This window comes from Ramlibacter paludis (genome assembly GCF_022012305.1).
GTDB lineage: Bacteria > Pseudomonadota > Gammaproteobacteria > Burkholderiales > Burkholderiaceae_C > Ramlibacter > Ramlibacter paludis.
In genome coordinates, this window is record NZ_JAKLTM010000004.1 from 476,408 (window position 1) to 500,432 (window position 24,025).

Annotated in this window: 19 protein-coding genes and 1 tRNA gene; 13 read left to right on the top strand and 7 right to left on the bottom strand. The window is 68.7% G+C overall.

Going from position 1 to position 24,025, the window contains the following annotated elements; translation table 11 throughout:
• Nucleotides 1–4: 4 nt before the first annotated feature.
• Nucleotides 5–2,347: a DUF3141 domain-containing protein gene (locus LZ009_RS16055; RefSeq protein WP_275698956.1), complete on the bottom strand. Its 2,343-nt coding sequence runs from the start codon at nucleotides 2,345–2,347 to the stop codon at nucleotides 5–7.
• A gap of 107 nt (nucleotides 2,348–2,454) precedes the next feature.
• On the opposite strand from LZ009_RS16055, the gene LZ009_RS16060 reads away from it, so the two are divergent.
• Nucleotides 2,455–2,964: a GNAT family N-acetyltransferase gene (locus LZ009_RS16060; protein ID WP_275698957.1), complete on the top strand. Its 510-nt coding sequence runs from the start codon at nucleotides 2,455–2,457 to the stop codon at nucleotides 2,962–2,964.
• A gap of 18 nt (nucleotides 2,965–2,982) precedes the next feature.
• Here LZ009_RS16060 and LZ009_RS16065 read toward each other — a convergent pair whose 3' ends face one another.
• The 4 genes from LZ009_RS16065 to LZ009_RS16080 form a co-directional block, all read right to left on the bottom strand.
• A complete protein-coding gene (locus LZ009_RS16065) occupies nucleotides 2,983–3,237 on the bottom strand; it encodes an RNA-binding protein (RefSeq protein WP_275698958.1) in 255 nt (84 codons plus the stop codon).
• A 15-nt stretch (nucleotides 3,238–3,252) separates the two neighbouring features.
• A complete protein-coding gene (gene ppk2, locus LZ009_RS16070) occupies nucleotides 3,253–4,113 on the bottom strand; it encodes a polyphosphate kinase 2 (protein ID WP_275698959.1) in 861 nt (286 codons plus the stop codon).
• 21 nt (nucleotides 4,114–4,134) lie between these two features.
• On the bottom strand, nucleotides 4,135–4,818 hold the full coding sequence (locus LZ009_RS16075; protein ID WP_275698960.1) for a hypothetical protein: 684 nt from the start codon (nucleotides 4,816–4,818) through the stop codon (nucleotides 4,135–4,137).
• A 64-nt stretch (nucleotides 4,819–4,882) separates the two neighbouring features.
• A complete protein-coding gene (locus LZ009_RS16080; RefSeq protein ID WP_275698961.1) occupies nucleotides 4,883–6,592 on the bottom strand; it encodes an acetate--CoA ligase in 1,710 nt (569 codons plus the stop codon).
• A gap of 26 nt (nucleotides 6,593–6,618) precedes the next feature.
• Between LZ009_RS16080 and LZ009_RS16085 the strand changes: the two genes are divergently transcribed.
• The 12 genes from LZ009_RS16085 to LZ009_RS16140 all read left to right on the top strand — a co-directional run bounded on the left by LZ009_RS16085 (nucleotide 6,619) and on the right by LZ009_RS16140 (nucleotide 21,617).
• A complete protein-coding gene (locus LZ009_RS16085; protein WP_275698962.1) occupies nucleotides 6,619–7,536 on the top strand; it encodes an alpha/beta fold hydrolase in 918 nt (305 codons plus the stop codon).
• A 158-nt stretch (nucleotides 7,537–7,694) separates the two neighbouring features.
• Nucleotides 7,695–8,600 (top strand): hypothetical protein, encoded by a 906-nt coding sequence (locus tag LZ009_RS16090; RefSeq protein ID WP_275698963.1) that lies wholly within the window; start codon nucleotides 7,695–7,697, stop codon nucleotides 8,598–8,600.
• Nucleotides 8,601–8,698: 98 nt separating this feature from the next.
• Nucleotides 8,699–12,211, top strand: a complete 3,513-nt coding sequence (locus tag LZ009_RS16095) for a response regulator (protein ID WP_275698964.1) — start codon at nucleotides 8,699–8,701, stop codon at nucleotides 12,209–12,211.
• Nucleotides 12,208–13,026, top strand: a complete 819-nt coding sequence (locus tag LZ009_RS16100) for a CheR family methyltransferase (RefSeq protein ID WP_275698965.1) — start codon at nucleotides 12,208–12,210, stop codon at nucleotides 13,024–13,026. The genes LZ009_RS16095 and LZ009_RS16100 overlap by 4 nt, the downstream gene beginning before the upstream one ends.
• Nucleotides 13,023–13,616: a chemotaxis protein CheB gene (locus LZ009_RS16105; RefSeq protein WP_275698966.1), complete on the top strand. Its 594-nt coding sequence runs from the start codon at nucleotides 13,023–13,025 to the stop codon at nucleotides 13,614–13,616. The genes LZ009_RS16100 and LZ009_RS16105 overlap by 4 nt, the downstream gene beginning before the upstream one ends.
• Entirely contained in the window at nucleotides 13,616–14,752 is a 1,137-nt protein-coding gene (locus LZ009_RS16110) for a hybrid sensor histidine kinase/response regulator (RefSeq protein WP_275698967.1), read from the top strand. Before LZ009_RS16105 ends, LZ009_RS16110 begins: the two co-directional genes overlap by 1 nt.
• A gap of 59 nt (nucleotides 14,753–14,811) precedes the next feature.
• Nucleotides 14,812–15,916 (top strand): peptide chain release factor 2 gene (gene prfB / locus LZ009_RS16115; protein WP_275698968.1). Its coding sequence is split into 2 segments (ribosomal slippage): nucleotides 14,812–14,892 and nucleotides 14,894–15,916, totalling 1,104 coding nucleotides; the frame shifts between segments, so codons are not numbered across the junction.
• Complete coding sequence (locus tag LZ009_RS16120) at nucleotides 15,913–16,581, top strand: HAD family hydrolase (RefSeq protein ID WP_275698969.1); 669 nt, start codon at nucleotides 15,913–15,915, stop codon at nucleotides 16,579–16,581. The genes prfB and LZ009_RS16120 overlap by 4 nt, the downstream gene beginning before the upstream one ends.
• Nucleotides 16,574–19,225, top strand: a complete 2,652-nt coding sequence (pepN, locus tag LZ009_RS16125; protein WP_275698970.1) for an aminopeptidase N — start codon at nucleotides 16,574–16,576, stop codon at nucleotides 19,223–19,225. The genes LZ009_RS16120 and pepN overlap by 8 nt, the downstream gene beginning before the upstream one ends.
• A 7-nt stretch (nucleotides 19,226–19,232) precedes the next feature.
• Nucleotides 19,233–20,492, top strand: coding sequence for a 6-phosphofructokinase (locus LZ009_RS16130; RefSeq protein WP_275698971.1), 1,260 nt, complete (start codon nucleotides 19,233–19,235; stop codon nucleotides 20,490–20,492).
• Between the two features lie 7 nt (nucleotides 20,493–20,499).
• On the top strand, nucleotides 20,500–21,510 hold the full coding sequence (locus LZ009_RS16135) for a class 1 fructose-bisphosphatase (RefSeq protein WP_275698972.1): 1,011 nt from the start codon (nucleotides 20,500–20,502) through the stop codon (nucleotides 21,508–21,510).
• Between the two features lie 31 nt (nucleotides 21,511–21,541).
• Nucleotides 21,542–21,617: transfer RNA gene (locus tag LZ009_RS16140), tRNA-Thr, on the top strand.
• Nucleotides 21,618–21,667: 50 nt separating this feature from the next.
• Here the strand turns inward: LZ009_RS16140 and LZ009_RS16145 are convergent.
• Together LZ009_RS16145 and LZ009_RS16150 are read right to left on the bottom strand one after the other, a co-directional pair.
• Nucleotides 21,668–22,381 (bottom strand): alpha/beta fold hydrolase, encoded by a 714-nt coding sequence (locus LZ009_RS16145; RefSeq protein ID WP_275698973.1) that lies wholly within the window; start codon nucleotides 22,379–22,381, stop codon nucleotides 21,668–21,670.
• Nucleotides 22,382–22,387: 6 nt separating this feature from the next.
• Nucleotides 22,388–23,962: a cation:proton antiporter gene (locus LZ009_RS16150; RefSeq protein WP_275698974.1), complete on the bottom strand. Its 1,575-nt coding sequence runs from the start codon at nucleotides 23,960–23,962 to the stop codon at nucleotides 22,388–22,390.
• Between the last annotated feature and the right edge of the window lie 63 nt (nucleotides 23,963–24,025).

The following is a 24,025-nucleotide window of genomic DNA, read 5'->3' on the forward strand; positions in this document are numbered from 1 at the left end:
CTCCTCAGGCGCGCCGCGCGGCGGGCCGCCTGGCGGCGGTGCGCTTGCGCGCGGGCTTGGGACGCGGCACCGCCAGCACCTTGCGGATGCGGGCCAGCATCGCCACCTGCGGCGCGCTCGGCGGCGTGGCCTGCACGCGCTTGTCCGCCAGCAGCTTGTCCAGCAGCGCCACCAGCCGCTCGCGGTCGCTGCCTTCGTCCAGCAGCAGCGGCAAGGTGGCCAGCGCCTGTTCCGGTTCGTAGCGGGCGATGATTTCCTGCTCCCCGCGGATGCGCCGCCAGTCGTGCGGCGACATGCCGGGCAGGTAGTCCTCGTAGTCGGGCACCAGGTCGTCCTTCAGCTCCAGGCGCGACAGCGGCAGCGGCTCGCCCTGGCGCATCAGCAGGAAGGCGACCCGCGCCAGTGCTTCGACGTAGCCGCCGTGGTCCATGGAAGCCAGCGCGTCGCGCACGATCGGCAGGGCGCGGGCATCGGCCGCCGTGGCCGGCAGGCTGCCGCCGTCACCGTGCACCTGTGGCTTGCCGGGCTTCACGAGGTTGGCGTAGGTCGAGAAGAAGCCGGCTTCGGTCAAGGCGTCGCGCACGCCGCGGTAGTGGTCCAGCATCGCGCTGTAGATCTCCGCGTTCGCGTGCTCCAGCTTGCGCAGGGGCTGCGCCTCCTCCACCGGCTTGCGGTTGGCGCGCACCTGCTGCGCCACCGGCTCCAGCGCCGCCATGAAGGGATTGAAGTGCGACAGCGCCCAGTTCTGAAAGCGCAGCGGATGGAAGGCGCGCATCATGGCCGCGGACTGCTCGGTGGCCATCGCCTGCACCATGGGCCGCGCGAACAGCTCGTAGCCGCGCTGCAGGAAGTCCGACACCTGCGCGACCGCCTCGAAGGGCTTCTCGTCCTGGCGCCCCAGCCGGTTCAGCCGCTGCGCGATGTCTTCCAGCGCGTATTCCTGGAAAGTCACCTGGTACTGCGGCTTGTCGCCCTTGCCGTGCGTGTCGGCGATCTCCATGCCGTACAGGCCGGGCGGCAGCCGCTCGATGGTCTCCAGCACATTGACGATCTGCGCGTGCTCCTTCTTGGCGACGCGGCCCGACACGAAGATGCCCAGGTGCCCGATGTCCTCGTGCACCAGGCCCACGATCACCTGCCCCAGCTTCTTGATCTCCGCGGTGCTGCCGTAGACGTCGACCACCCAGTTGAAGGCCTGCTGCGGCGGGGTGATGTTGTCGCCCATGGAGGCGAACAGGATGATCGGCTGGCGGATCGCCTTCAGGTCATAGACCTGGCCGCTCGCATCCTTCACGCCCTGGTCCCACAGCTTGTTGCCGACGAACAGGTTCTGCGTGATCCACTCGATCTCCTCGGCGTTCATCAGGTAGTAGCCGCCCCACCAGCGCTCGAACTCCAGGAAGCGCGGCGGCTCGGTGTCGGCCCGGTCGAACAGGTGGTAGTACTTGTCCCAGAGGCTGTTGGCCGGGTTGAGGTTCTCGAAGTTCTGCACCAGGTGGGCGCCGTCGAACTTGCCGTTGCCCAGGTCGGCCATCAGCGACGACAGCCAGGTCCCCCCCAGCATGCCGCCGGCATAGCGCATCGGGTTGTCGCCCTCGCCTTCGCTGAGCGCGCCGCCCCAGTAGGACATGGGCGCGCCGTTGATCACGATGGGACCGGCGTCGCGCGGGTCCGAGGCGGCCAGCATCATCGCCGCCCAGCCGCCCTGGCAGTTGCCCACCAGCGCCGGCTTCTCGCTGTGCGGATGCAGCTCGCGCACCTTGCGCACGAACTTCTGCTCCGCCGCGCAGACGTCCACCAGCGTCTGGCCCGGCTCGGGGTCGCGAAAGAACATGACGAAGTACACCGGGTGGCCGGCGCGCAGCGCCACGCCCACCTGCGAGTCGTCCTTGAAGCCGCCGATGCCCGGGCCGTGGCCGGCGCGCGGGTCGATGATGATGTAGGGCCGCTTGCGCGCGTCGATCTTCACGCCCTCGGGCGGCAGGATGCGCAGCAGCGCGTAGTTGACCGGCTTGTCGAACTCGCGCGCGTCCAGCACCGTTTCGTAGTCGAAGTGCAGCACCGGCTTCAGGCCGGCCGCCGTGTTCTCCAGGAAGTCGTCGCCGCGCTGGCGCAGCGTGTCCCAGAACAGCACCGAACGCTGGGCGGCGTCCACCACGTAGTTGGCCCAGGCCATGGGGTCGACGGGATGCGTCAGCGCTTCCGGCGAATCCGCGCCCGCCTTGGCGCAGGCCGCCCCGACCCGCTCGCTGAACTTGTCGTTGGCCACTTCCAGGCGCTTGCCCAGCATCCGGGCGACCTGGTCACCCACCTCCTGGCTGCGCGCCAGGCGACTCCCGGTTTTCATTGCGGAACTCCTCTTCGATCGCGATTCATTCTGCGGTGCAGCAAGGAGGCGGCGCATTGGACCAAGGTCCACTATGGAGCGCGGACGCGAGCGGAACCAATGCGGGCATGCAGGAACTCGACCCCACCCTGCGCGACGGCCGCGTCGTGCATCTGCGCGCGATGCAGGCCCGCGACGAGGAAGAACTGCTGCAGGCCTTTGCGCGCATGAGCAGCGAGGCGCGCTACATGCGGCTGATGCACGTGGTGCGCGAGCCCGACCGCGAGCGGCTGCGCGCGCTGCTCGCCTCCTTTCCGCAAGCGGGCATCGGCATCGTGGCCACCGTGCCCGCGGCCGACGGGCTGGACGTGGTGGGCAGCGCGATGGCGATCTACGCCGCCGGGGGCGCGAGCTGCGAGTTCGCCACCAGCGTCTCCGCGGCCTACGGCGGCGCCGGCCTGGGCACGCTGCTGCTGCGGGTGCTGATCGACGAGGCCCGGCAGCGTGGTTGCAAGGAGATGGAGGGCTACGTACTCTCGGAAAACAAGGCGATGCTGGCGCTGGCGCGCAAGCTCGGCTTCAGCGTCGCGTATGTGCCCGGGGATGCGTCGGTGCGGATCTGCAGGCTCGCGCTGTAGCGCCCCCGCCGCCGGCGCTCAGGCGAACCGGTCCTGCAAGATCCGCGCGCTCAACTTCCGTTTTTTCCAGAACATGTCGTTGATGCGTTGCTGCAGCGTGAACAGCGAGGTCGCATCCACGCCGCTGAAGGTGACCAGCGCACCCGGCCGGGTGCCGTCGCCCGGCTCGTGCTCGATGGTGTCGAAGGGCGGAAAGCCGTACTTGACGAGAAAGTCGCGGATCTCGTCGTCGGTGGTGCCCGGTTCCAGGTTGGCCAGCATCAAGCGTCCCATGTGCGCCTCCGGTGTTCAGTACTTGGCTTGGATGTAGCGGAAGGGATGGTCCGACTCGCGGTAGTCCCCCGCCTTCTGCCGCTTGGGCAGCACCACCTTCTCGCGCGGCGGGTCCTTGTAGGGGATGCGGCCCAGCAGGTCGGTGATGATGTTCAGGCGGGCGCGGCGCTTGTCGTTGGAATCGGCCACCAGCCACGGCGCGTACGAAGTGTCGGTGGCCTTGAACATCTCGTCGCGGGCGCGCGAATAGTCGTACCAGCGGCTGTACGACTTGAGGTCCATGGGCGTGAGCTTCCAGGTCTTGCGGCCGTCGGCGATGCGCGCCTGCAGCCGGCGGGTCTGCTCCTCCTCGCTCACTTCCAGCCAGTATTTCAGCAGGATCACGCCCGACTCCACGACGGCGCGCTCGGCCAGTGGCGCGGCGACCTTGAGGAAGTTGGCGGCCTGCTTCTCGCTGCAGAAGCCCATCACCCGCTCGACGCCGGCGCGGTTGTACCAGCTGCGGTCGAAGATCACGATTTCGCCGGCGGCGGGCATCAGCTGCAGGTAGCGCTGCATGTACATCTGGCTCTTCTCGCGCTCGGTCGGCGCGGGCAGCGCCATCACGCGGAACACGCGCGGGCTGGTGCGCTCGGTCAGCGCCTTGATGGTTCCGCCCTTGCCGGCGCCGTCGCGGCCCTCGAAGACGACGCAGATGCGCGCGCCCGAGTGCTGCACCCAGCGCTGCAGCTTGACCAGCTCCACGTGCAGGTCGTACAGCGCCTTCTCGTATTCCCTGGCCGAGAGCCTGCCCTTGGACTTGCCCTCGGACACGCCGGCGGCAACGGTGTCCGCGACTTCGGCGACGGCCGGTTCCTGCTTCCTGTCCTTGCGCATGGCTTGCCTCCTTGTTCGTCTTCAGCCGCCCAGCGCCTTGATGGCGCCCACCAGCAGCGTGCCGACGGCGGCCATGATGAAACCCGAGCGCCAGCTGCCGTAGCCGGCATAGCGGCCGAAGCCGAGACCGCCCAGGAACAGCAGCACCACCGCGATTCCACGCGAGACGTCCTTGGCCAGGCCCACGTCCTGCATCACGCCGAAGGGCAGCACCACCGGGAAGGTCGACGCCACGACGATCAGGAATACCGCGAGCGCAGCCAGCAGGTCTTCGCCATGGATGCGCGGCCGCTCGGGCACGGAAGGCAGCGCCACGATGCGGCCACGGATGCCCTCCAGTTCCGCCGGCGAGACCAGGCCCGCGACCGTCTTCGACAGCGACGCTTCGATCAGGGCACGGCCTTCCTGCGCGGTGGCGGCTGCCTTCACCCCGCGCGCCAGCGTGTAGTTCCGGCCGCGGTCCGTGACCGTGCGCACGATGTACATGACGGCGTCGACCAGGCCCCAGGCCAGGTTGCAGCCGAAGGAGGTGATGAACAGCTCGCGGATTTCCGCCTTGCCGGCGCTGGCCACGGCAACGGCGCCGGTGAAGCTGAGGGCCATCAGCAGCCCGAACAGGAATTCGGAGAGGCGGTCGACCGGATTCAGCACGCCCTCGCGAGGCGGTTCGACGGCAGCGTCGGGGTCGAGTGTGAGTTCACTCATGGGCAGGTCCGTGGAGCTTCAGCCCTGCCGTTTTAGCCCCCGGCCCTCCCCGGCCGCAATGCGCCTAAGGTCCAATACCGGCGCGGGCGCGCTCCTCTTCCCGCAGGCGCAGCACGCGCCGCTGCACCTTGCCCGTGGTGGTCATGGGCAGCGCCTCGATGAACTCGATCTCCTTCGGGTACTCGTAGGGCGCCAGCTTGCCTTTGACATGAAGCTGGAGCTCGGCCACCAACGCGGCGTCGAAGCGGCTGGCGTCGCCCCCGTCCGCGCGTGCCTGCACGGCCTGCGGCGCCAGCACCACGTAGGCCTTCACCAGCGCGCCGCGCTCGGCATCGGGCTTGGGCACCACGGCCGCGTTCACCACCGCGGGATGCTTGACCAGGCAGTTCTCGATCTCGCTCGGGCCGATGCGGTAGCCCGCCGCCTTGAAGACGTCGTCGGCGCGGCCCTGGTACCAGAGGTAGCCGTCCTCGTCGCGCGTGGCCAGGTCGCCGGTGCGGCACCAGTCGCCGGTGTACTTGCGCCGCGTGGCCTCCTCGTTCTTCCAGTAGCCGAGGAAGAAGATCGGGTCGGGGTCGCCGTGCACGTCGTAGCGGTTCACCGCGACGTCGCCGGGCACGCCGGGCGTGCATTCCTTGCCCTCGTCGTCGATCACCGCGACGCGGTGGCCCGGATAAGGCCGGCCCATGCTGCCGGGCCGCGCCGGCCACTGGTTGGCGCAGTTGCCCACCACGTAGTTGATCTCGGTCTGGCCGAACATCTCGTTGACCACCACGCCCAGCTGGTCGCGGCAATACGCGAACACCGCGTCGCCGACCGCTTCGCCGGCGCTCATGATCGCCTGCAGCTGCAACGCGAACTGCTCGCGCGGCCGCGGGTAGGCCTTCATCATGGCCTTCAGCGCGGTGGGGAACAGGAAGGTGTGCGTCACCCCGTGCTGCTGCAGCAGCTGGAAGGCCAGCTCGGGGCTGAAGCGGCCCCTGTGGCCGATGATGGTGCGGCCGAAGTAGAGCGTGGGCAGCAAGGCGTCCATCAGGCCGCCGGTCCAGGCCCAGTCGGCCGGCGACCAGAAGATGGCCGCGCTGTCGCCGCCGGCGCCGAAGCCGAACCAGTTCTGGCTGCACACGAATCCGCTCAGGTTGCCGATCAGCGCCCGGTGCGGGATCAGCGCGCCCTTCGGCGGCCCGGTCGTGCCGCTCGTGTAGATCAGCACCGCGCCTTCATCGGCCTTGGTCGCCACCGGCGTGAACTCCTCGGCCAGCTCCCGGCGCTGCGCTTCCCAGCGCAGGTCCGCATCCACGCCGACGCCGATCACCCCGCGCAGCAGCGGACACTCCGCCCGCACCTCGTTGATGTTGGCGATCGAACTCTCGTCGCAGATCGCCAGCACCGCCTCGCTGTCCTGCAGCCGGTACTCCAGCGCCTCGGGGCCGAACAGCATCGACAGCGGCATGGCCACCGCGCCCAGCTGCAGCACGGCCATGTAGGCAATGGCGGTCTCGAAGCGCTGCGGCATCACGATAGCCACGCGGTCGCCGCGCTGCACGCCCAGCGCGCGCAGCAGGTTGCTCATCGCGTTGGCTTCGCGCTGCAGCTGCGCATAGGTGAAATGCTCGCCGCTGCCGTGGTCGATGATCGCGACGCGATCGCCCGCATCCGGCTTGCGCGCCCAGCGGCCGCAGCAGGCCTCGGCGATGTTGAATTGCGCGGGCACCTGCCAGCCGAAGCGGCCGTGCAGCGCCGCCCAGTTGTCCCTGCCTTGACTGACTGACATCCGGCTCGTCTCCTATAGTCGAGCCAATGTACCAAGCCCGAAGAGCCTGCCGCAGCGCGTTTGTCCCGATCCGCAACCTGCGCTACCACGTCCGCCTCTGGGGCGAGCCGGGTCCCGGCAAGACGCCGCTGTTCATGGTGCACGGCTGGATGGACGTGGCGGCGTCCTGGCAGTTCGTGGTGGACGCCCTGGCCGGCGACCACTACGTGATCGCGCCGGACTGGCGCGGCTACGGCCTGACCGAGACCCCGCACACCGACAACTACTGGTATCCGGACTACCTGGCCGACCTGGACTTCCTGCTCGATCACTACGCGCGTGACCAGCCGGTCGACCTCGTCGGCCACAGCATGGGCGGCAACATCGCGATGATCTATGCCGGCTCGCGGCCGCAGCGCATCCGCAAGCTGGTGAACCTGGAGGGCTTCGGCATGGCCGCCACCCGCCCGGACCAGGCGCCGGGCCGGTACGCGAAATGGATGGACGAACTCAAGGCCTACCACCGCGGCGAGATGGCGCTCAAGTCTTATGACAGCGTCGCCGGGGTGGCGGCCCGGCTCATGAAAACCAACCAGCGGCTGGCGCAGGACAAGGCCGACTGGCTGGCGCCGCACTGGGCGCGGCAGGAGGCCGATGGCCGCTGGCACATCCTGGGCGATGCGGCCCACAAGATCGTCAACGCCAGCCTGTACCGCGTCGACGAGGTGCTGGAGGTCTTCCGCGCGATCACCGCCCCCTTGCTGGCGGTCGAAGCCAGCGACGACAGCCTGACGCAGTGGTGGAAGGGCCGCTACACCCTGGACGAATACCACGAGCGCCTGAAGTCGGTGGCCAACGTGCGCGTGGGCAAGGTCACCGAGGCCGGGCACATGCTGCATCACGACCAGCCGGAGCAGGTAGCCCGGCTGATCGAGGAGTTCCTGGGCCAGTCATCGATTCCCTGAAAGCGTGAATTTTCCCAGTTGGGGTCGTGCTACGAAACCACACGCTGGTAACACCACTTGTCGTAGGAGCCGTCCTACCTCATAGTCAGACATCTTCGATCGGAGGGTGAGTCGCTATGTGGAAGTCGGGTGTGGTGGCCCTTCTATCGGCTGCGGCCTTGAGCCCAGCCTTCGCACAGTCGGATGAGTTCGAGCAGGGGCTCGGCACCATGTGGGAAGTTCTCTGGCACCAGAGCGGCACGCCGACGCGGCTGGTGCGCTGGGAACAGGACATGAAAGTCCGCATCTACGGCGTCAACCTCGCCCAGCACAAGCAGCACACGCTGCAGGCCTTGAGGGCCGTGGCCGGCGAAGCCGGTGTCAAGCTCATCGACGTGAGCGACCAGACCAACGCGGCGCAGGTCGCCAACATCAGTGTCGAGATCGTTCCCGACACCATGCTGGAAGACAACCAGCCCTGCGTCACCTACCTGAATTTCCAGAACGAGACCCGGATCGACTCGGCCGCGATGCAGATGCGCAGCCGCGACGCCTGGCGCTGCGCCTACCACGAGTCCATGCACGTCATGGGCGTGCGCGGCCACCCGGGCGGCAAGACGGTTCTCTCGTACTTCCCGACCAAGGTCGACGGCCTGATGCCGCTGGACAAGGCCATGCTGCGCGCCTGGTACTCGCCGCGCATGCAAGGCGGCATGACGCCCTTCGAGGTGCTGCCCATCCTGGCCGACGAACTGGTCGCCACGATGCCGGACCGCCAGGCCGCCGCCGGCGCCCGCGACCGCTTCTTCGGCCGCATCATCGACCAGATGCAGAGCTTCGCCCAGGGCGCCGGCGACGTGCCCATGATCGTCAAGCGCTCGGGCAAGTCGACCGAAGAAGGCATCCGCTTCGGTCGCATGGAGATGAGCTACTTCCTGGGCGTCGCCTACCTCGAAGGCAGCACGGTCAGCCAGGACCCGAACCAGGCCGTGCGCTGGCTGCAGCGTGCCGCCACGCTCGGCAGCCGCACGGCGCAGGCCAAGCTGGGCGCGGCCCAGGCCAGGATCAGCGGCTCCACCCGCTGACGCTGCGCGGGCGGCGGCCCGCGCGACGGGGCGTTTTCCTACGCCTGAGTTAGGAGCGCTCCGGCAAACTCGACGGCTTGCCTACCGGCCGACCGTCGATGAGCCCATCCGCCGCCAACCCCTCCGATCCCACCGGCTTTCGCCGCATCCTCGCCCGCAACGTCGCCCTGCCTCTGGTGCTGGGCCTGGCGAGCGCCGCGCTGTTCGTCACGCTGCTGCTGTACCTGATGGACGCCATGCGCTGGGTGGAGCACACCGACCAGGTGCTGGCCCGGGCCTACGCGGTGCAGAAGCTGGACCTGGAACTCGAGTCCTCCGTGCGCGGCTTCCTGCTCACGGGCGACGATCGCTTCCTCGAAACGCTGGAGCGCAACCGCACCGACCTGCGCTCGGAGCTCGAGCGGCTGAAGGGCCAGATCGCCGACAACCCGCCGCAGGTGCAGCGTCTGGAGCGCATCCAGTCGCTGCAGCAGCAGTGGAACAAGGTGGCCGACGAACGCGTGGCCGCCAAGCGCAGCGATCCCACCTACAACGCCGCCTCCCGCGCCGGCCAGGGCAAGCAGCTGAAGGACGCGGTGCGCGAGGAGTTCGACGACTTCGTCGCCTCCGAACGGCGCCTGCGCCAGGACCGCACCGACACGGCCAACCGCAACACCTGGACCACCATGACGGCCTTCGTGCTGTTCATGATCGCCGTCGGCGGCCTGCTGGCCTGGCGCGGCCGCGTCGACCTGCTGAAGCTCTCGGACACGTTCGAGTCGGCGCTGGGCGAGCAGAAGCGGCAAGCCGACATCCTGGCGGCGCAGGCGTGGCTGCGCGAAGGTCAGTCGCAGCTCTCGGAGCGGCTGGCGCGTGAACAGGAACTGGCCGGCGTCGGCCACGGCGCGCTGGAGTCGCTGTCGCAATACCTGGGCATCGCCGTCGGCGCCGTCTACACGGCGGAAGAAGGCGGCGGCTTCGTGCGCGCCGCCACCTGGGGCTGGGCGCCCGAGGCGGCCGCCCACGGCGAGCGCCTGCCCGCCGGTCGCACGCTGGTGGCCGAGGCCGCCACGCAGCGCCGCCAGCTCACGCTGTCCGACGTGCCGCCCGGCTACCTGCAGGTCAATTCCGCGCTGGGCAGCGCCACCGCCAGCTCGGTGCTGCTGTCGCCCATCGAACACGAGGGCCGCCTGGTCGGCGTGCTGGAGCTGGGTTTCATGCGGGCGCTGGACGAACGCGACGGCCAGCTGGTGGCGTCGGCCAGCACGGTGCTGGGTGCCTCCATCGAGTCGGCGCGCTACCGCAAGCGCCTGCAGGACGTGCTGGAGGAAACGCAGCAGCTGAACGAGGAATTGCAGGTGCAGCAGGAGGAACTGCGCACCGCCAACGAGGAACTCGAGGAGCAGTCGCGCGCGCTGAAGGAATCGCAGGCGCACCTGGAAAGCCAGCAGGCGGAACTGGAACAGACGAACGTGCAGCTGGGCGAGCAAGCCGAGCGCCTCGCCAACCAGCGCGACGAGCTGCAGCAGGCGCAGCGGGCGCTGGAGGAACGCGCCACCGAACTGCAGCGCGCGAGCCGCTACAAGTCGGAGTTCCTCGCCAACATGTCGCACGAGCTGCGCACGCCGCTGAACAGCTCGCTGATCCTGGCCAAGCTGCTGGCGGACAACGCCGAAGGCAACCTGAGCGAGGAGCAGGTCAAGTTCGCCGACTCGATCTACGCGGCCGGCAACGACCTGCTGAACCTGATCAACGACATCCTGGACATCGCGAAGGTCGAGGCCGGCAAGCTGGACGTGCGCGCCGAGCTCGTGCCGGTGCAGTCCGTGGCGGAAGGCCTGAAAGGCATGTTCGAGCCGCTCGCGCGGCGCAAGGGCCTGCAGCTGGAGCTGCTGGTCGCCTCCGACGTGCCGAGCACGCTCTACACCGACCGCCAGCGGCTGGAGCAGATCCTGCGCAACCTGCTGGCCAACGCCGTCAAGTTCACCGAGCGGGGCAGCGTGGCACTGCACGTCACGCGCAGCGGCACCGATGCGCTCGCCTTCGAAGTGCGCGACAGCGGCATCGGCATCGACCCGTCGCAGCAGGAACTGATCTTCGAGGCCTTCCAGCAGGCCGACGGCACCGTCAGCCGCCGCTTCGGCGGCACGGGCCTGGGCCTGTCGATCTCGCGCGACCTGGCGCGCCTGCTGGGCGGCAACATCACCCTGAACAGCGCGGCCGGCGTCGGCAGCACCTTCACCGTGATCGTGCCGCTGGAATACAAGGCCAGCCAGGCTATGGAGCCGGTGGCGATGGTGCCGCCGTCGCAGCGCGACGCGCCGGTGCAGGCTGCCGCGCCGGCGCGTCCGCGGCCAGCCGCGGCGCCGGCCCCCACCGCCTCTCCGCGACCGGCCAAGGCGCCCGCCTTCGCCGACGACCGCGATACGCCCACCGGCGCGGAGCGCACGGTGCTGGTGGTGGAAGACGACGAGCCCTTTGCCCGCATCCTGTTCGACCTGGCGCACGAACTCGGCTACCGCTGCCTGGTGGCGCACCAGGCCGACGAGGGCGTGCAGCTCGCGCTGGAGCAGGTGCCCGATGCCGTGCTGCTGGACATGCGCCTGCCCGACGACACCGGCCTCTCGGTGCTGCAGCAGCTGAAGGAAGACCCGCGCACCCGCCACGTGCCGGTGCACGTCATCTCGGTGGAGGACCGGGTCGAGGCGGCCATGCACCTGGGCGCGGTGGGCTACGCGCGCAAGCCGGCGACGCGAGAGGAGCTGCAGGAAGTGTTCGCCCGGCTCGAGTCGAAACTGAGCCAGAAGGTCAAGCGCGTGCTGCTGGTGGAGGACGATGCGCGCCAGCAGGAAAGCGTGATGAAGCTGATCGGCGACGGCGACGTCGAGATCGTGCCGGTGTCCGAGGGCAAGCAGGCCCTGCAGGCGCTCGCCGATTCGGTGTTCGACGTGATGATCATCGACCTGAAGCTGCCCGACATGACCGGCCAGGAACTGCTGCGGCGCATGGCTTCGGGCGAAAGCCGCTCCTTCCCGCCGGTGATCGTCTACACCGGCCGCAACCTGACGCGCGACGAGGAAGCGGAGCTGATGCGCTATTCGCGCTCGATCATCATCAAGGGCGCCCGTTCGCCGGAGCGGCTGCTGGACGAAGTGACGCTGTTCCTGCACCGGGTGGAGACGCAGCTGTCGGCCGAGCGGCAGAAGATGCTGCGCGCCGCCCGAAGCCGCGACAAGGCCTTCGAGGGCCGGCGCATCCTGGTGGTGGACGACGACATGCGCAACATCTTCGCCCTCACCAGCGCGCTGGAGCACAAGGGCGCCGCGGTGGAAGTGGCGCGCAACGGCATCGAGGCGCTGGACAAGCTGCGCAACGGCGGGGCCGACGTCGACCTGGTGCTGATGGACATCATGATGCCGGAGATGGACGGCTACACCGCCACCCGCGAGATCCGCAAGGACCCGCGCTGGCAGAAGCTGCCCATCATCGCCGTCACCGCCAAGGCGATGAAGGAAGACCAGCAGCGCTGCCTGGACGCCGGCGCCAACGACTACCTGGCCAAGCCGATCGAGCTGGAGCGCCTGTTCTCGCTGATGCGGGTGTGGATGCCGAAGATGGAGCGCCTGAATTGACGTCCCTTGCGGACATCGAGATCCGGCTGCTGATCGAGGCCGTGTTCCTGCGCTACGGCCACGACTTCCGCGACTACGCGCCGGCGTCGATGAAGCGGCGCGTGCTGCAGGCGCAGACACGCATGGGCATGGGCTCGATCTCGGCGCTGCAGGAGCGCGTGCTGCACGACGCCGCGGAGTTTGCCGTGCTGCTGCAGTACCTGACGGTCCCGGTGAGCGAGATGTTCCGCGACCCGGCCTACTTCCTGGCGCTGCGCCGCCACGTGGTGCCGGTGCTGCGCACCTATCCGTCCATCAAGATCTGGGTGGCCGGCTGCAGCACCGGCGAGGAGCCCTACTCGCTGGCGATCCTGCTGCGCGAAGAGGACCTGCTGGAACGCACCATCCTCTACGCCACCGACATCAACCACGCCTCGCTCGACAAGGCGCGCGCCGGCATCTTCAACCTGGACAGCATGCAGGCCTTCACCCGCAACTACCAGAAGGCCGGCGGGACGAAGAGCTTCAGCGACTACTACACGGCGGCCTACGGCGGCGCTCTGTTCGACAAGTCGCTGCGCGACAGCATCACGTTTGCCGACCACAGCCTGGCCACCGACGCGGTGTTCTCCGAGACGCAGCTCGTCTCCTGCCGCAACGTGCTGATCTACTTCAACCGCAAGCTGCAGGACCGCGCGCTCGGCCTGTTCCACGATTCGCTGTCGCACCGCGGCTTCCTCGGGCTGGGCTCCAAGGAGACGCTGGACTTCTCCGCCTATGCCGACCGCTTCGAGTCCGTCAGCCGGCCGGAGCGCATCTACCGCCGCAAGCCATGAGGACGACGCTGCCGCGCAACTTCAGTGCCTCGGTGGAGGCGGTGGCCATCGGCGCGTCCGCCGGCGGCATCGACGCGCTCTTCACGCTGCTGGGCGGCCTGCAGGCGCCGTTCCGCGGCAGCGTGATGATCGTGCTGCACCTGCCGGAAGACCACGAGAGCCGGCTGGTGGAGGTGTTCGCCTCGCGGCTGGCCATCGACGTGCAGGAGGCGCAGCCCGGCGCGCCGGTCGGCTCCGGCAAGCTCTATTTCGCGCCGCCCGGCTACCACCTGCTGGTGGAGGCGGACCGCACCTTCGCGCTGAGCTGCGACCCGCCGGTGCTGTTCTCGCGCCCCTCCATCGACGTGCTGATGGAGTCCTGCGCCGACGCCTACGGCGGGGAGGTGGCCGGCCTGGTGCTGACCGGCGCCAACGAGGATGGCGCCCGCGGCCTGGCCGCGATCAAGGCACGGGGCGGCATGACCGCCGTGCAGGACCCGCAGGAGGCGCAACACGCCACCATGCCGCAGGCGGCGATCGCTGCCGCCGACCCCGATTTCGTGCTTCCCCTGGCGGGCCTGCGCAGCCTGCTGCAAACTGTGGTCCGCTGATGAGCCCTGCCCCCTCCTCCGATGTCAACGTGCTGCTGGTCGACGACCTGCAGGAGAACCTCGTCGCCCTGGAGGCGCTGATCCGCCAGCCCGGCCGCCGCATCTTCCAGGCGCGTTCCGGGGACGAAGCGCTCTCGCTGATGCTCGAGCACCCGTTCGCCCTGGCCATCCTCGACGTGCAGATGCCGGCCATGAACGGCTTCGAGCTGGCCGAACTGATGCGCGGCACCGAGCGCACCCGCAACATCCCGATCGTCTTCGTCAGCGCCGCCGGCCGCGAGCTGAACTACGCCTTCCGCGGCTACGAGACCGGCGCGGTCGACTTCCTCTACAAGCCGCTCGACCCGATGGCCGTGCGCAGCAAGGTCAACGTGTTCGTCGACCTGTTCCGCCAGCGGCTGGAGCTGCAGACCATCCAGGCGCAGCTGGAGCGCGCCGTGACCATGCGCGACGACTTCATGTCGATGGTGTCGCACGAACTGCGCAATCCGCTGAACTCGGTCTACCTGCAGGCGCAGCTGCGCCGCAAGATGATGAGCGGCCCCACGCCGCCCGACCGCGCCACGATGCTGCGGATGGTGGAGCGCGACGAGCGCCAGATCCGCAGCATGATCCGGCTGCTGGACGACATGCTGGACGTCTCGCGCCTGCGCACCGGCCGCCTGGCGATGGACCCCAAGCCCTTCGACCTGGCGGAGCTGGGCCGCCGCGTGGTCGAAGCGATCTCCGAGCAGGCCGCGCCCGCGGGCATCGCGGTGACGCTGGAGGCGCCCGCCGAACTCCTGCTCGAAGGCGACGAGTTCCGCATCGAGCAGGTGATCACCAACCTGCTGACCAACGCGCTGCGCTATGGCGACGGCAAGCCGGTGGCCGTGACCGTGAGCGCCGGCGAGGGCCGTGCGCTGGTCTCGGTGAAGGACCAGGGCATGGGCATCGCGCCGGCGGACCAGGAGCGCATCTTCAGGCAGTTCGAACGCACCGAAGGCTCGGCCGCCGTGCCGGGGCTGGGACTGGGCCTCTACATCGCGCGCCAGATCGTCGAGGCGCACCGCGGCCGGCTGGAGGTGGTGAGCGAGCTGGGACAGGGCTCGGAGTTCATCCTCTACCTGCCGCTGCCGGGAGCCGCTGCGGCGTAGTCCGACCCCGGCATCAGGCGGCATGCGAAAATGCGCAGTTCAGAAGGAAGCAGCACAAAATGGACGCAGAACGCATCAACCTGATCGGCAGCACCCTGACCGACCTGCAGGCCCGCACCGCGGACCTCCGGAGGTATCTTTGACTTCGATCAGAAGTCGGAGAGGCTGAGAACGGTCAACGCATCGCTGGAAGACCCGGCGGTCTGGAACGATCCCAAGAAGGCCCAGGAACTGGGCCGCGAAAAGAAGCAGCTGGACGAGATCGTCCTCGGCCTGCAGAACCTCGACAGCGAGCTGTCGGACAACCTCGAGCTCTATGAGATGAGCAAGGAGGACGGCGACGAAGCCGGCCTCCAGACCATCGAGGCCGAAGGCGCCAAGCTCGCCAAGATCGTCGAGGGGCTGGAGTTCCGCCGGATGTTCAACCAGCCGGCCGACCCGAACAACTGCTTCCTCGACCTGCAGGCCGGCGCCGGCGGCACGGAAGCGTGCGACTGGGCGTCGATGCTGATGCGCCAGTACCTGAAGTACGCCGAGCGCAAGGGCTTCAAGACGACCGTGGAAGACGAGACGCCGGGCGACACCGCGGGCATCAAGGGCGCGACGCTCAAGATCGAGGGCGAGTACGCCTTCGGCCTGCTGCGCACCGAGACCGGCGTGCACCGGCTGGTGCGCAAGTCGCCCTTCGACTCCTCGGGCGGCCGCCACACCAGCTTTGCCAGCGTGTTCGTCTACCCGGAGATCGACGACTCGATCGAGATCGACATCAACCCGGCGGACGTGCGGACCGACACCTACCGCGCTTCCGGCGCGGGTGGCCAGCACATCAACAAGACCGATTCGGCGGTGCGCCTGACGCACATCCCGACCGGCATCGTGGTGCAGTGCCAGGACAGCCGTTCGCAGCACTCGAACCGTGACGTGGCGTGGCGGCGCCTGCGCTCGCGCCTGTACGACTTCGAGATGCGCAAGCGGATGGAAGCGCAGCAGAAGCTGGAAGACAGCAAGACCGACGTCGGCTGGGGCCACCAGATCCGCAGCTACGTGCTGGACCAGAGCCGCATCAAGGACCTGCGCACCAACGTCGAAATCTCGAACACGCAGAAAGTGCTCGACGGCGACCTGGATGCCTTCATCGAAGCTTCGCTGAAGCAGGGCGTATGAAGGCCACGCGCGCCCTGGTGTTCGACATGGACGGCACCATGGTCGACTCCATGCCGGCCCATGCGCGTGCCTGGGAGCACTTCGCGCGCTCGCACGGCAACACCATGCCGGTCGCCGAGATCCTTCGCCGCACCACCGGGCGCAACGGCGTGGAGTGCATCCGCGAGCTGTTCGGCGCCGACACGCCCGAAGACCGGGCGCTGGAACTGATCGCGCAGAAGGAAGAGATCTACCGCGAAGCCTTCTCCCGCGAGTTCCGCGAGGTGAAGGGCTTCGGTGCCTTCGCCGCGCAGGCCCGCGCGCAAGGACTGAAGATCACCGTCGCCACCGCCGGCGACAAGCACAACATCGCCTACGTGCTGCGCCACCTCAAGCTGGCGCACGCGCCCGACGCCATCGTCGGCGGCGACGAAGGCCTGCCCGGCAAGCCCGAGCCCGCCCTCTTCCTCGAAGCGGCGCGCCGCGTCGGCATCGCGCCGGCCGAGTGCATCGTGTTCGAGGACGCACCTTTCGGCATCGAGGCGGCCAGGCGCGCGGGCATGCGCGCCGTCGCCATCTGCAGCACCCACAGCCCGGAACAACTGTCCGGGCCGCACGTCGTCGCGCAGGTGCGCGACTTCGAACAACTCACGAAAACGAACTTCCTGGAGAACCTGCATGCGTGAAGGCCAATCCAAAGTGATCTACCGCAGCGACTACCAGCCGCCGGCGTTCTGGATCGACGCCGTCGAACTGGTGTTCGACCTCGACCCGGCCAAGACCCGCGTGCTGAACCGCATGCGCATCCGCCGCAACCCGGACGTGCCGCCGCAGGCGCTGCGCCTGGACGGCGAGGAACTGAACCTGTCGCGCGTGCTGGTCGCCGGCCAGGGCACGTCCTTCAAGATGGAGGACAACCAGCTGGTGCTGGAGAACCTGCCGGAGGGCAACGAGCCCTTCGAGCTGGAGATCTTCACCACCTGCTATCCGGCCAAGAACACCAAGCTGATGGGCCTGTACGTCAGCAACGATTCCTTCTTCACGCAGTGCGAGGCCGAGGGCTTTCGCCGCATCACCTACTTCCTGGACCGTCCCGACGTGATGGCCAGCTACACGGTGACCCTGCGCGCCGACCCCAAGCGCTACCCGGTGCTGCTGTCCAACGGCAACCTGGTGGAGCAAGGCACGCTGGACGACGGCCGCCACTTCGCCCGCTGGGTCGACCCCTTCCGCAAGCCCAGCTACCTGTTCGCGCTGGTGGCCGGCCAGCTGGTGTGCCGCGAGCAGCGCATCACGGCCCGCAACGGCAAGGAACACCTGCTGCAGGTCTACGTGCGCGCCGGCGACCTGGACAAGACCGAGCACGCGATGAACTCGCTGATGGCCTCGGTGGCCTGGGACGAAGCCCGCTTCAACCTGCCGCTGGACCTGGAACGTTTCATGATCGTCGCCACCAGCGACTTCAACATGGGCGCGATGGAGAACAAGGGCCTGAACATCTTCAACACCAAGTACGTGTTGGCGAACCAGGCGACGGCCACCGACACCGACTACGCCAACATCGAGTCGGTGGTCGGCCACGAGTACTTCCACAACTGGACCGGCAACCGCATCACCTGCCGCGACTGGTTCCAGCTGTCGCTGAAGGAAGGCCTGACGGTCTTCCGCGACCAGGAGTTCAGCCAGGACCTGTCCGGTTCGCCCTCGGCCCGCGCCGTGAAGCGGATCGAAGACGTGCGCGTGCTGCGCACCGCGCAATTCCCGGAAGACGCCGGCCCGATGGCGCACCCGGTGCGACCCGACCAGTACCTGGAGATCAACAACTTCTACACGGTCACCATCTACGAGAAGGGTGCCGAGGTCGTGCGCATGATGCAGACCCTGGTTGGACGTGAAGGCTTTACCAAGGGCGTGTCGCTGTACTTCCAGCGCTTCGACGGCCAGGCCGTGACCTGCGACGACTTCGCGCAGGCGATCGCCGACGCCAACCCCGAGTCGCAGCTCGCGCAGAAGCTCGACCAGTTCAAGCGCTGGTACAGCCAGTCCGGCACGCCGCGCGTGAAGGTCACGACGGAGTTCGACGCCGGCACCGGCATGTACAAGGTGACGCTGGCCCAGAGCTGCGCGGCCACGCCGGGCCAGCCGGACAAGCTGCCCTTCGTGATCCCGGTGGGCCTGGGCCTGCTGGACGCGGAAGGCCGCGAGCTCACCGGCGGCATGCACGTGCTGACGCAGGCCAGCGAGACGCTGACCTTCCCCGGCTACACCAGCGAGCCGGTGCCTTCGCTGCTGCGCGGCTTCAGCGCGCCGGTGATCCTGGAGTACGACTACAGCGACCGCCAGCTGCTGACGCTGCTGGCCCACGACACCGACCCGTTCAACCGCTGGGAAGCGGGCCAGCGCCTGGCCACCAGCCGCGCCCTCGCCTTCGTGCGCGGCGACGGCGGCAAGGACAGCTGGCGCCTCGACGAGGCCTACCTCGACGCGATGCGCAGCGTGCTGCGCCATCCCGACCTGGATGCCGCCTTCAAGGAACTGGTGCTGACGCTGCCTGCCGAGACCTACATCGCGGAACAGCTGGACGTGGTGGACCCGCAGCGCATCCACGCGGTGCGCGAAGCGATGCGCGAGCAGCTCGCCACCGCGCTGCACGCCGACTGGGAGCGTGTCTTCGAAGGCAACCAGGTGCTGGGCGCCTACAGCCCCGATCCGGTCTCCAGCGGCCGCCGCGCCCTGGCCGGCCTAGCGCTGGCGCACCTGTGCATCGCCGCACGTTCGAGCGGCGACACGGTGTGGCCGGGCCGCGCCTACCAGCGCTTCAAGGACGCGTCGAACATGACCGACCGCTTCAACGCCCTGGCGGCGCTGGTGACAGCCGGTAGCGACCTGGCGCCGCAGGCGCTGCAGCGCTTCCACGCCATGTTCAAGGACGAACCACTGGTGCTGGACAAGTGGTTCGCGCTGCAGGCCGGCGCACCCGACCGCGGCGGCAACATCCTGCCGATCGTGAAGCAGCTGATGACGCATGCGGACTTCAACATCCGCAATCCGAACCGCGCGCGCAGCGTGATCTTCAGCTACTGCAGCGCCAACCCGGGCGGCTTCCACCGCGCCGACGCGGCCGGCTACGTGTACTGGAGCGACCGCGTGATCGAGCTCGACGCGATCAACCCGCAGGTGGCCGCCCGCCTGGCGCGCGCACTGGACCGCTGGAAGAAGCTGGCCGAGCCGCAGCGCAGCGCCGCGCGCGAAGCCATTGCCCGCGTCGCCGCCAAGCCCGACCTGAGCAACGACGTGCGCGAGGTCGTCACGCGCGCCCTGGCGGATTGATGCGGCCATGGCGGCACGGAAGAACGCCTTCTACGCCCAGTCGGGCGGCGTCACGGCCGTCATCAATGCCAGCGCCGCCGGCGTGATCGAAACGGCGCGGGCCAACAAGGACCGCATCGGCAAGGTCTACGCGGGCCGCAACGGCATCATCGGCGCCCTCACCGAGGACCTGATCGACACCGGCAAGGAAAGCGCCGCCGCCATCGCGCTGCTGCGCTTTACGCCGTCCGGCGCCTTCGGCTCCTGCCGCTACAAGCTCAAGTCGCTGGAGGCGAACCGGCGCGAGTACGAGCGGCTGATCGAGGTCTTCCGCGCGCACGACATCGGCTACTTCTTCTACAACGGCGGCGGCGACTCGGCCGACACCTGCTTCAAGGTGAGCCAGCTGTCGGAGAGCATGGGCTACCCGATCCAGGCGATCCACGTGCCCAAGACCGTGGACAACGACCTGCCGGTCACCGACTGCTGCCCGGGCTTCGGCTCGGTGGCGAAGTACGTGGCGGTGTCGGCGCTGGAAGCCTCCTTCGACGTGCGCTCCATGGCCAAGACCTCGACCAAGGTCTTCGTGCTGGAGGTGATGGGCCGGCACGCCGGCTGGATCGCCGCGGCCGGCGGGCTGATCGGGGACCACGGCATTCCGGTCGTCGTGCTGTTCCCCGAGATTCCCTTCGACGAGAAGAAGTTCACCGACCGTGTCGCCGCGCTCGTCCAGGAGCACGGCTTCTGCACCGTGGTCGTCTCCGAAGGCTGCCACCATCCGGACGGCACCTTCCTCGCCGAGCAAGGCAGCAAGGACGCCTTCGGCCATGCGCAGCTCGGTGGCGCGGCGCCCGTGGTGGCCGGCATGGTGAACCGCGCGCTGAAGTACAAATTCCATTGGGCGGTGGCCGATTACCTGCAGCGCGCCGCCCGCCACATCGCGTCGAAGACCGATGCGAAGCAAGCCTACGAGGTCGGCGCCGCCGCCGTGAAGCTCGCGCTCGAGGGCCACAACGCCGTGATGCCCACCATCGAGCGCACCAGCGACACGCCCTACAAGTACCGCATCGGCATGGCGAAACTGGCGGACGTCGCCAACGTCGAGAAGTTCATGCCGCGCGAGTTCATCAGCGACGACGGCTTCGGCATCACCGAAGCCTGCAAGCGCTACCTGCGCCCGCTGATCCAGGGCGAGGACTACCCGAAATTCAAGGACGGCCTGCCGGTCTTCGCGACGCTGAAGAACGTGGCCGTGGCCCGCAAACTCCCCGCTTTCGAACTGCACTGACCTTTCAATGAGCTCCAAGATCTCCCTGACGCGCTACCTCGTCGAGAAACAACGCGTCCACAACCGCATCCCCTCGGACCTGCGCCTGCTGATCGAAGTAGTGGCGCGCGCCTGCAAGGGCATCAGCCACGCCGTCACCAAGGGCGCGCTCGGCGAGGTGCTGGGCTCGGCCGGCACCGACAACGTGCAGGGCGAGGTGCAGAAGAAGCTGGACATCATCGCCAACGAGGTGCTGATCGAAGCCAACGAGTGGGGCGGCCACCTGGCGGCCATGGCCAGCGAGGAAATGGAAGGCATCTACGTGGTGCCCAACCGCTACCCGCAGGGCGAATACCTGCTGCTGTTCGACCCGCTCGACGGCTCCTCCAACATCGACGTCAACGTGAGCATCGGCACCATCTTCAGCGTGCTGAAGAAGACCGAGAACGGCCACGGCCATGGCGTGAGCGAGCAGGACTTCCTGCAGTGCGGCCACAAGCAGGTGGCGGCCGGCTACTGCATCTACGGCCCGCAGACCACGCTGGTGCTCACGGTGGGCGACGGCGTCGCGATGTTCACGCTGGACACCGAGCAAGGCTCCTTCGTCCTGACGCAGGAAGACGTGAGGATTCCGGAGGACACCAAGGAATTCGCGATCAACATGTCGAACATGCGCCACTGGGACGCCCCGGTGAAACGCTACATCGACGAGTGCCTGGCCGGCAAGGAAGGCCCGCGCGGCAAGGACTTCAACATGCGCTGGATCGCCTCGATGGTGGCCGACGTGCACCGCATCCTGAGCCGCGGCGGCGTCTTCCTCTATCCCTGGGACAAGCGCGAGCCGAACAAGCCGGGCAAGCTGCGCCTGCTGTACGAAGCCAATCCCATGGGCTGGCTGGTCGAACAGGCCGGCGGCCTGGCCACCAACGGCAGGCAGCGCATCCTGGACATCCAGCCGAAGCAGCTGCACGAGCGGGTCAGCGTGATCCTCGGGTCGAAGAACGAGGTGGAGCGGGTGACGGGCTACCACGGGCAATAGCCCCGCCCAGTTCGCTATAATGCGAGGCTTCGCCGGAGTAGCTCAGTCGGTAGAGCAGCTCATTCGTAATGAGAAGGTCGGGGGTTCGATTCCTCTCTCCGGCACCAGGATCACCAAGGGCCTGCAGGCAACTGCAGGCCCTTTTTCCTGGGACCCTTCAGCCTTGCGCAAGCCAGGCGGCCAGGGCCGCCGTCACCGCCTGCGGCTGTTCCATGGGGCTCATGTGCCCGCTGTCCTCGATCACCACCAGCCGGGCGCCCGGGCACAGCGCCTGCATCTGCTCGTGCCGCGCGAGGGGACTCCAGGCATCCTGGCGTCCGCAGGCCAGCAGGACCGGGCACCGCAGCCCCTCGAGGACCGGACGCACATCGGGCCGGGTGAGCAGCGCCTCGATCTGCGCCTCGAAGGTCGCGGGCGTCTGGCGCTCGATCATCGCCAGGATGTCCTCGAAGAGCGGCGAGTCCAGACGGGACCGGTGGACCATGCCGCGCGCCCATTCGGCGCCCATGCTGCGCATTCCTGACCGGCGCGCCTTCTCCAGCAGCGCAAGCCGGCCCGCGCGCTCCTGCTCGCCGGCTGCGCCCGGGGCGATGGGATCCATGCCGGTATCGAGCAGCGCCACGCGCTCCACCCGCTGCGGCGCGAGCCGCAGGATTTCGAGGGCGACCCGGCCGCCCATGGAGTGGCCCGCCAGCGCGAACCGAGGGCTAGTCGCCTGTGCGAGGACGCTCAGGGCCATCGCGTTGATGCTTCGCAGGTCCGAGTAGGAGGGAACGAAGGTGGTGACCGGCGCGAGACCCGCACGCTGGCGGGTCCACACCGCTTCGTCGCACAGCAGGCCGGGGAGCAGGACGAGGTGCTGCGCTGTCATGCGCGCCTACTGCGTCGCATCCGCATTCGCCGCCCGCAGCGGATCGGAGGCCTCCATCCAGTCCAGGTCGTTCTCCAGCGTGTGGAAGGCGTCGTCGCCGATGTCGCCGCTTTCGCGCATGGCCAGCAGCGCCTCGCGCGCGCCGCGCAAGGCCGCCCGGTAGGCTGCGTAGTAGTCGGCGCCGAAGGCGGCGTGCGGACCCTCCCCCTCCTCCCGATGGATCTGTCCCAGCCAGAGCTTCATCTCCTTGCGGACCAGGTCCGCCGCCGCCGATCGGCCCTCGGGCAGCTGCGCCAATGCGGCCTCCATGAGGCGGCGGCGCGCCGCGTGCTCCTCGCGCGCGACCGGGTCGCCGTCGTGCAGGTCCAGCGCGCGCAGCAGCATCTTCAGCGTGAGGCCCTGGATCAGGAGCGTTCCCAGCACCACCGAGAAGGCGGTCAGCACGATCAGGTCGCGCGCCGGAAAGCCCGCGGGCAGCGCCAGCGCCGCGGCCAGCGTGACGATCCCCCGCATGCCGGCCCAGGAGATCACCAGCCCGCTGCCCACGCTGGCCTGCAGCATGGGCCGCGGCGGATGGAAGCCGAAGCGGCGGTCGCGCCAGCGGATGCCGGCGTTGAAGGTCATGTGCCACACGATGCGCACCAGGATCACCGTGGCCAGCACCGCGGCCGCCACCAGCAGGTACTGCGTGCGCTGTGCCGGCGCCAGCTCCACCAGGATCGGCCGGATCTGCAGGCCGATGAAGATGAAGGCGAAGATGTTCAGCGCGAAGATCACCGTGGCCCACACCGCGTTGGTGGGCACGCGGATGCGCGCCGGCGTGCGGGCAGGCGCCGTGCGGCCCAGCGTCATCGCGAAGCACACGGTGGTGAGCACGCCCGAGAGCCCCACGTGTTCGGCCACCATCCAGACCGAGAAGGTCGCCACGAACTGCATGATGATCGCGGTGGGGATGTGCTGCACCCGCTCCAGCAGGCGCTGCACCACGATGCCCAGCACCGGGCCGGCCACCAGGCTGCCCAGCACGCCGAGCAGGAAGGTCGGCGCCACCGTCTGCAGCGAGAAGCTGCCCGCCGCCACGGCACCGACGGCCAGCCGGTAGATCAGGAGCGCGCTGGCGTCGTTCAGCAGGCTCTCGCCTTCCAGGATGCCCAGGATGCGCTGCGGCGGCCGCAGCGGACGCAGCACCGCAGTGGCTGCCACCGCATCGGGCGGCGCGACGATCGCGCCCAGCGCGATGGCCGCGGCCCAGGGCAGGCCCGGCACCAGTGCGTGCGCGACGACGGCCACGGCCGCCGTCGTGAGCAGCACCGCAACGACCACCAGGCTGACCAGCGGCGCCCAGTTGTCACGCAGGTCGCGCAGCGAAGCGTCGTAGCCGGCATCGACCAGGATGGGTGCGACGAAGAGCGCCAGCACCAGTTCCGGCGGCAGGGAGGGACTGGGGGCGCCCGGCACCAGCGCCAGCAGCGCGCCGCCGATCGCGAGGAAGACGGGATACGGCGCGCCTGCCCGCCGCGCGGCGGCAGCGAGCAGCACGGCCGCCACGAAGAGGACCACGATGTGTTCGAGCGCGCGCACCGCGCGAAGTATGCCGAAACCAGCGGCGCGATGGCGCCGCCCGCGCTCCTCAGGGTCAACCCG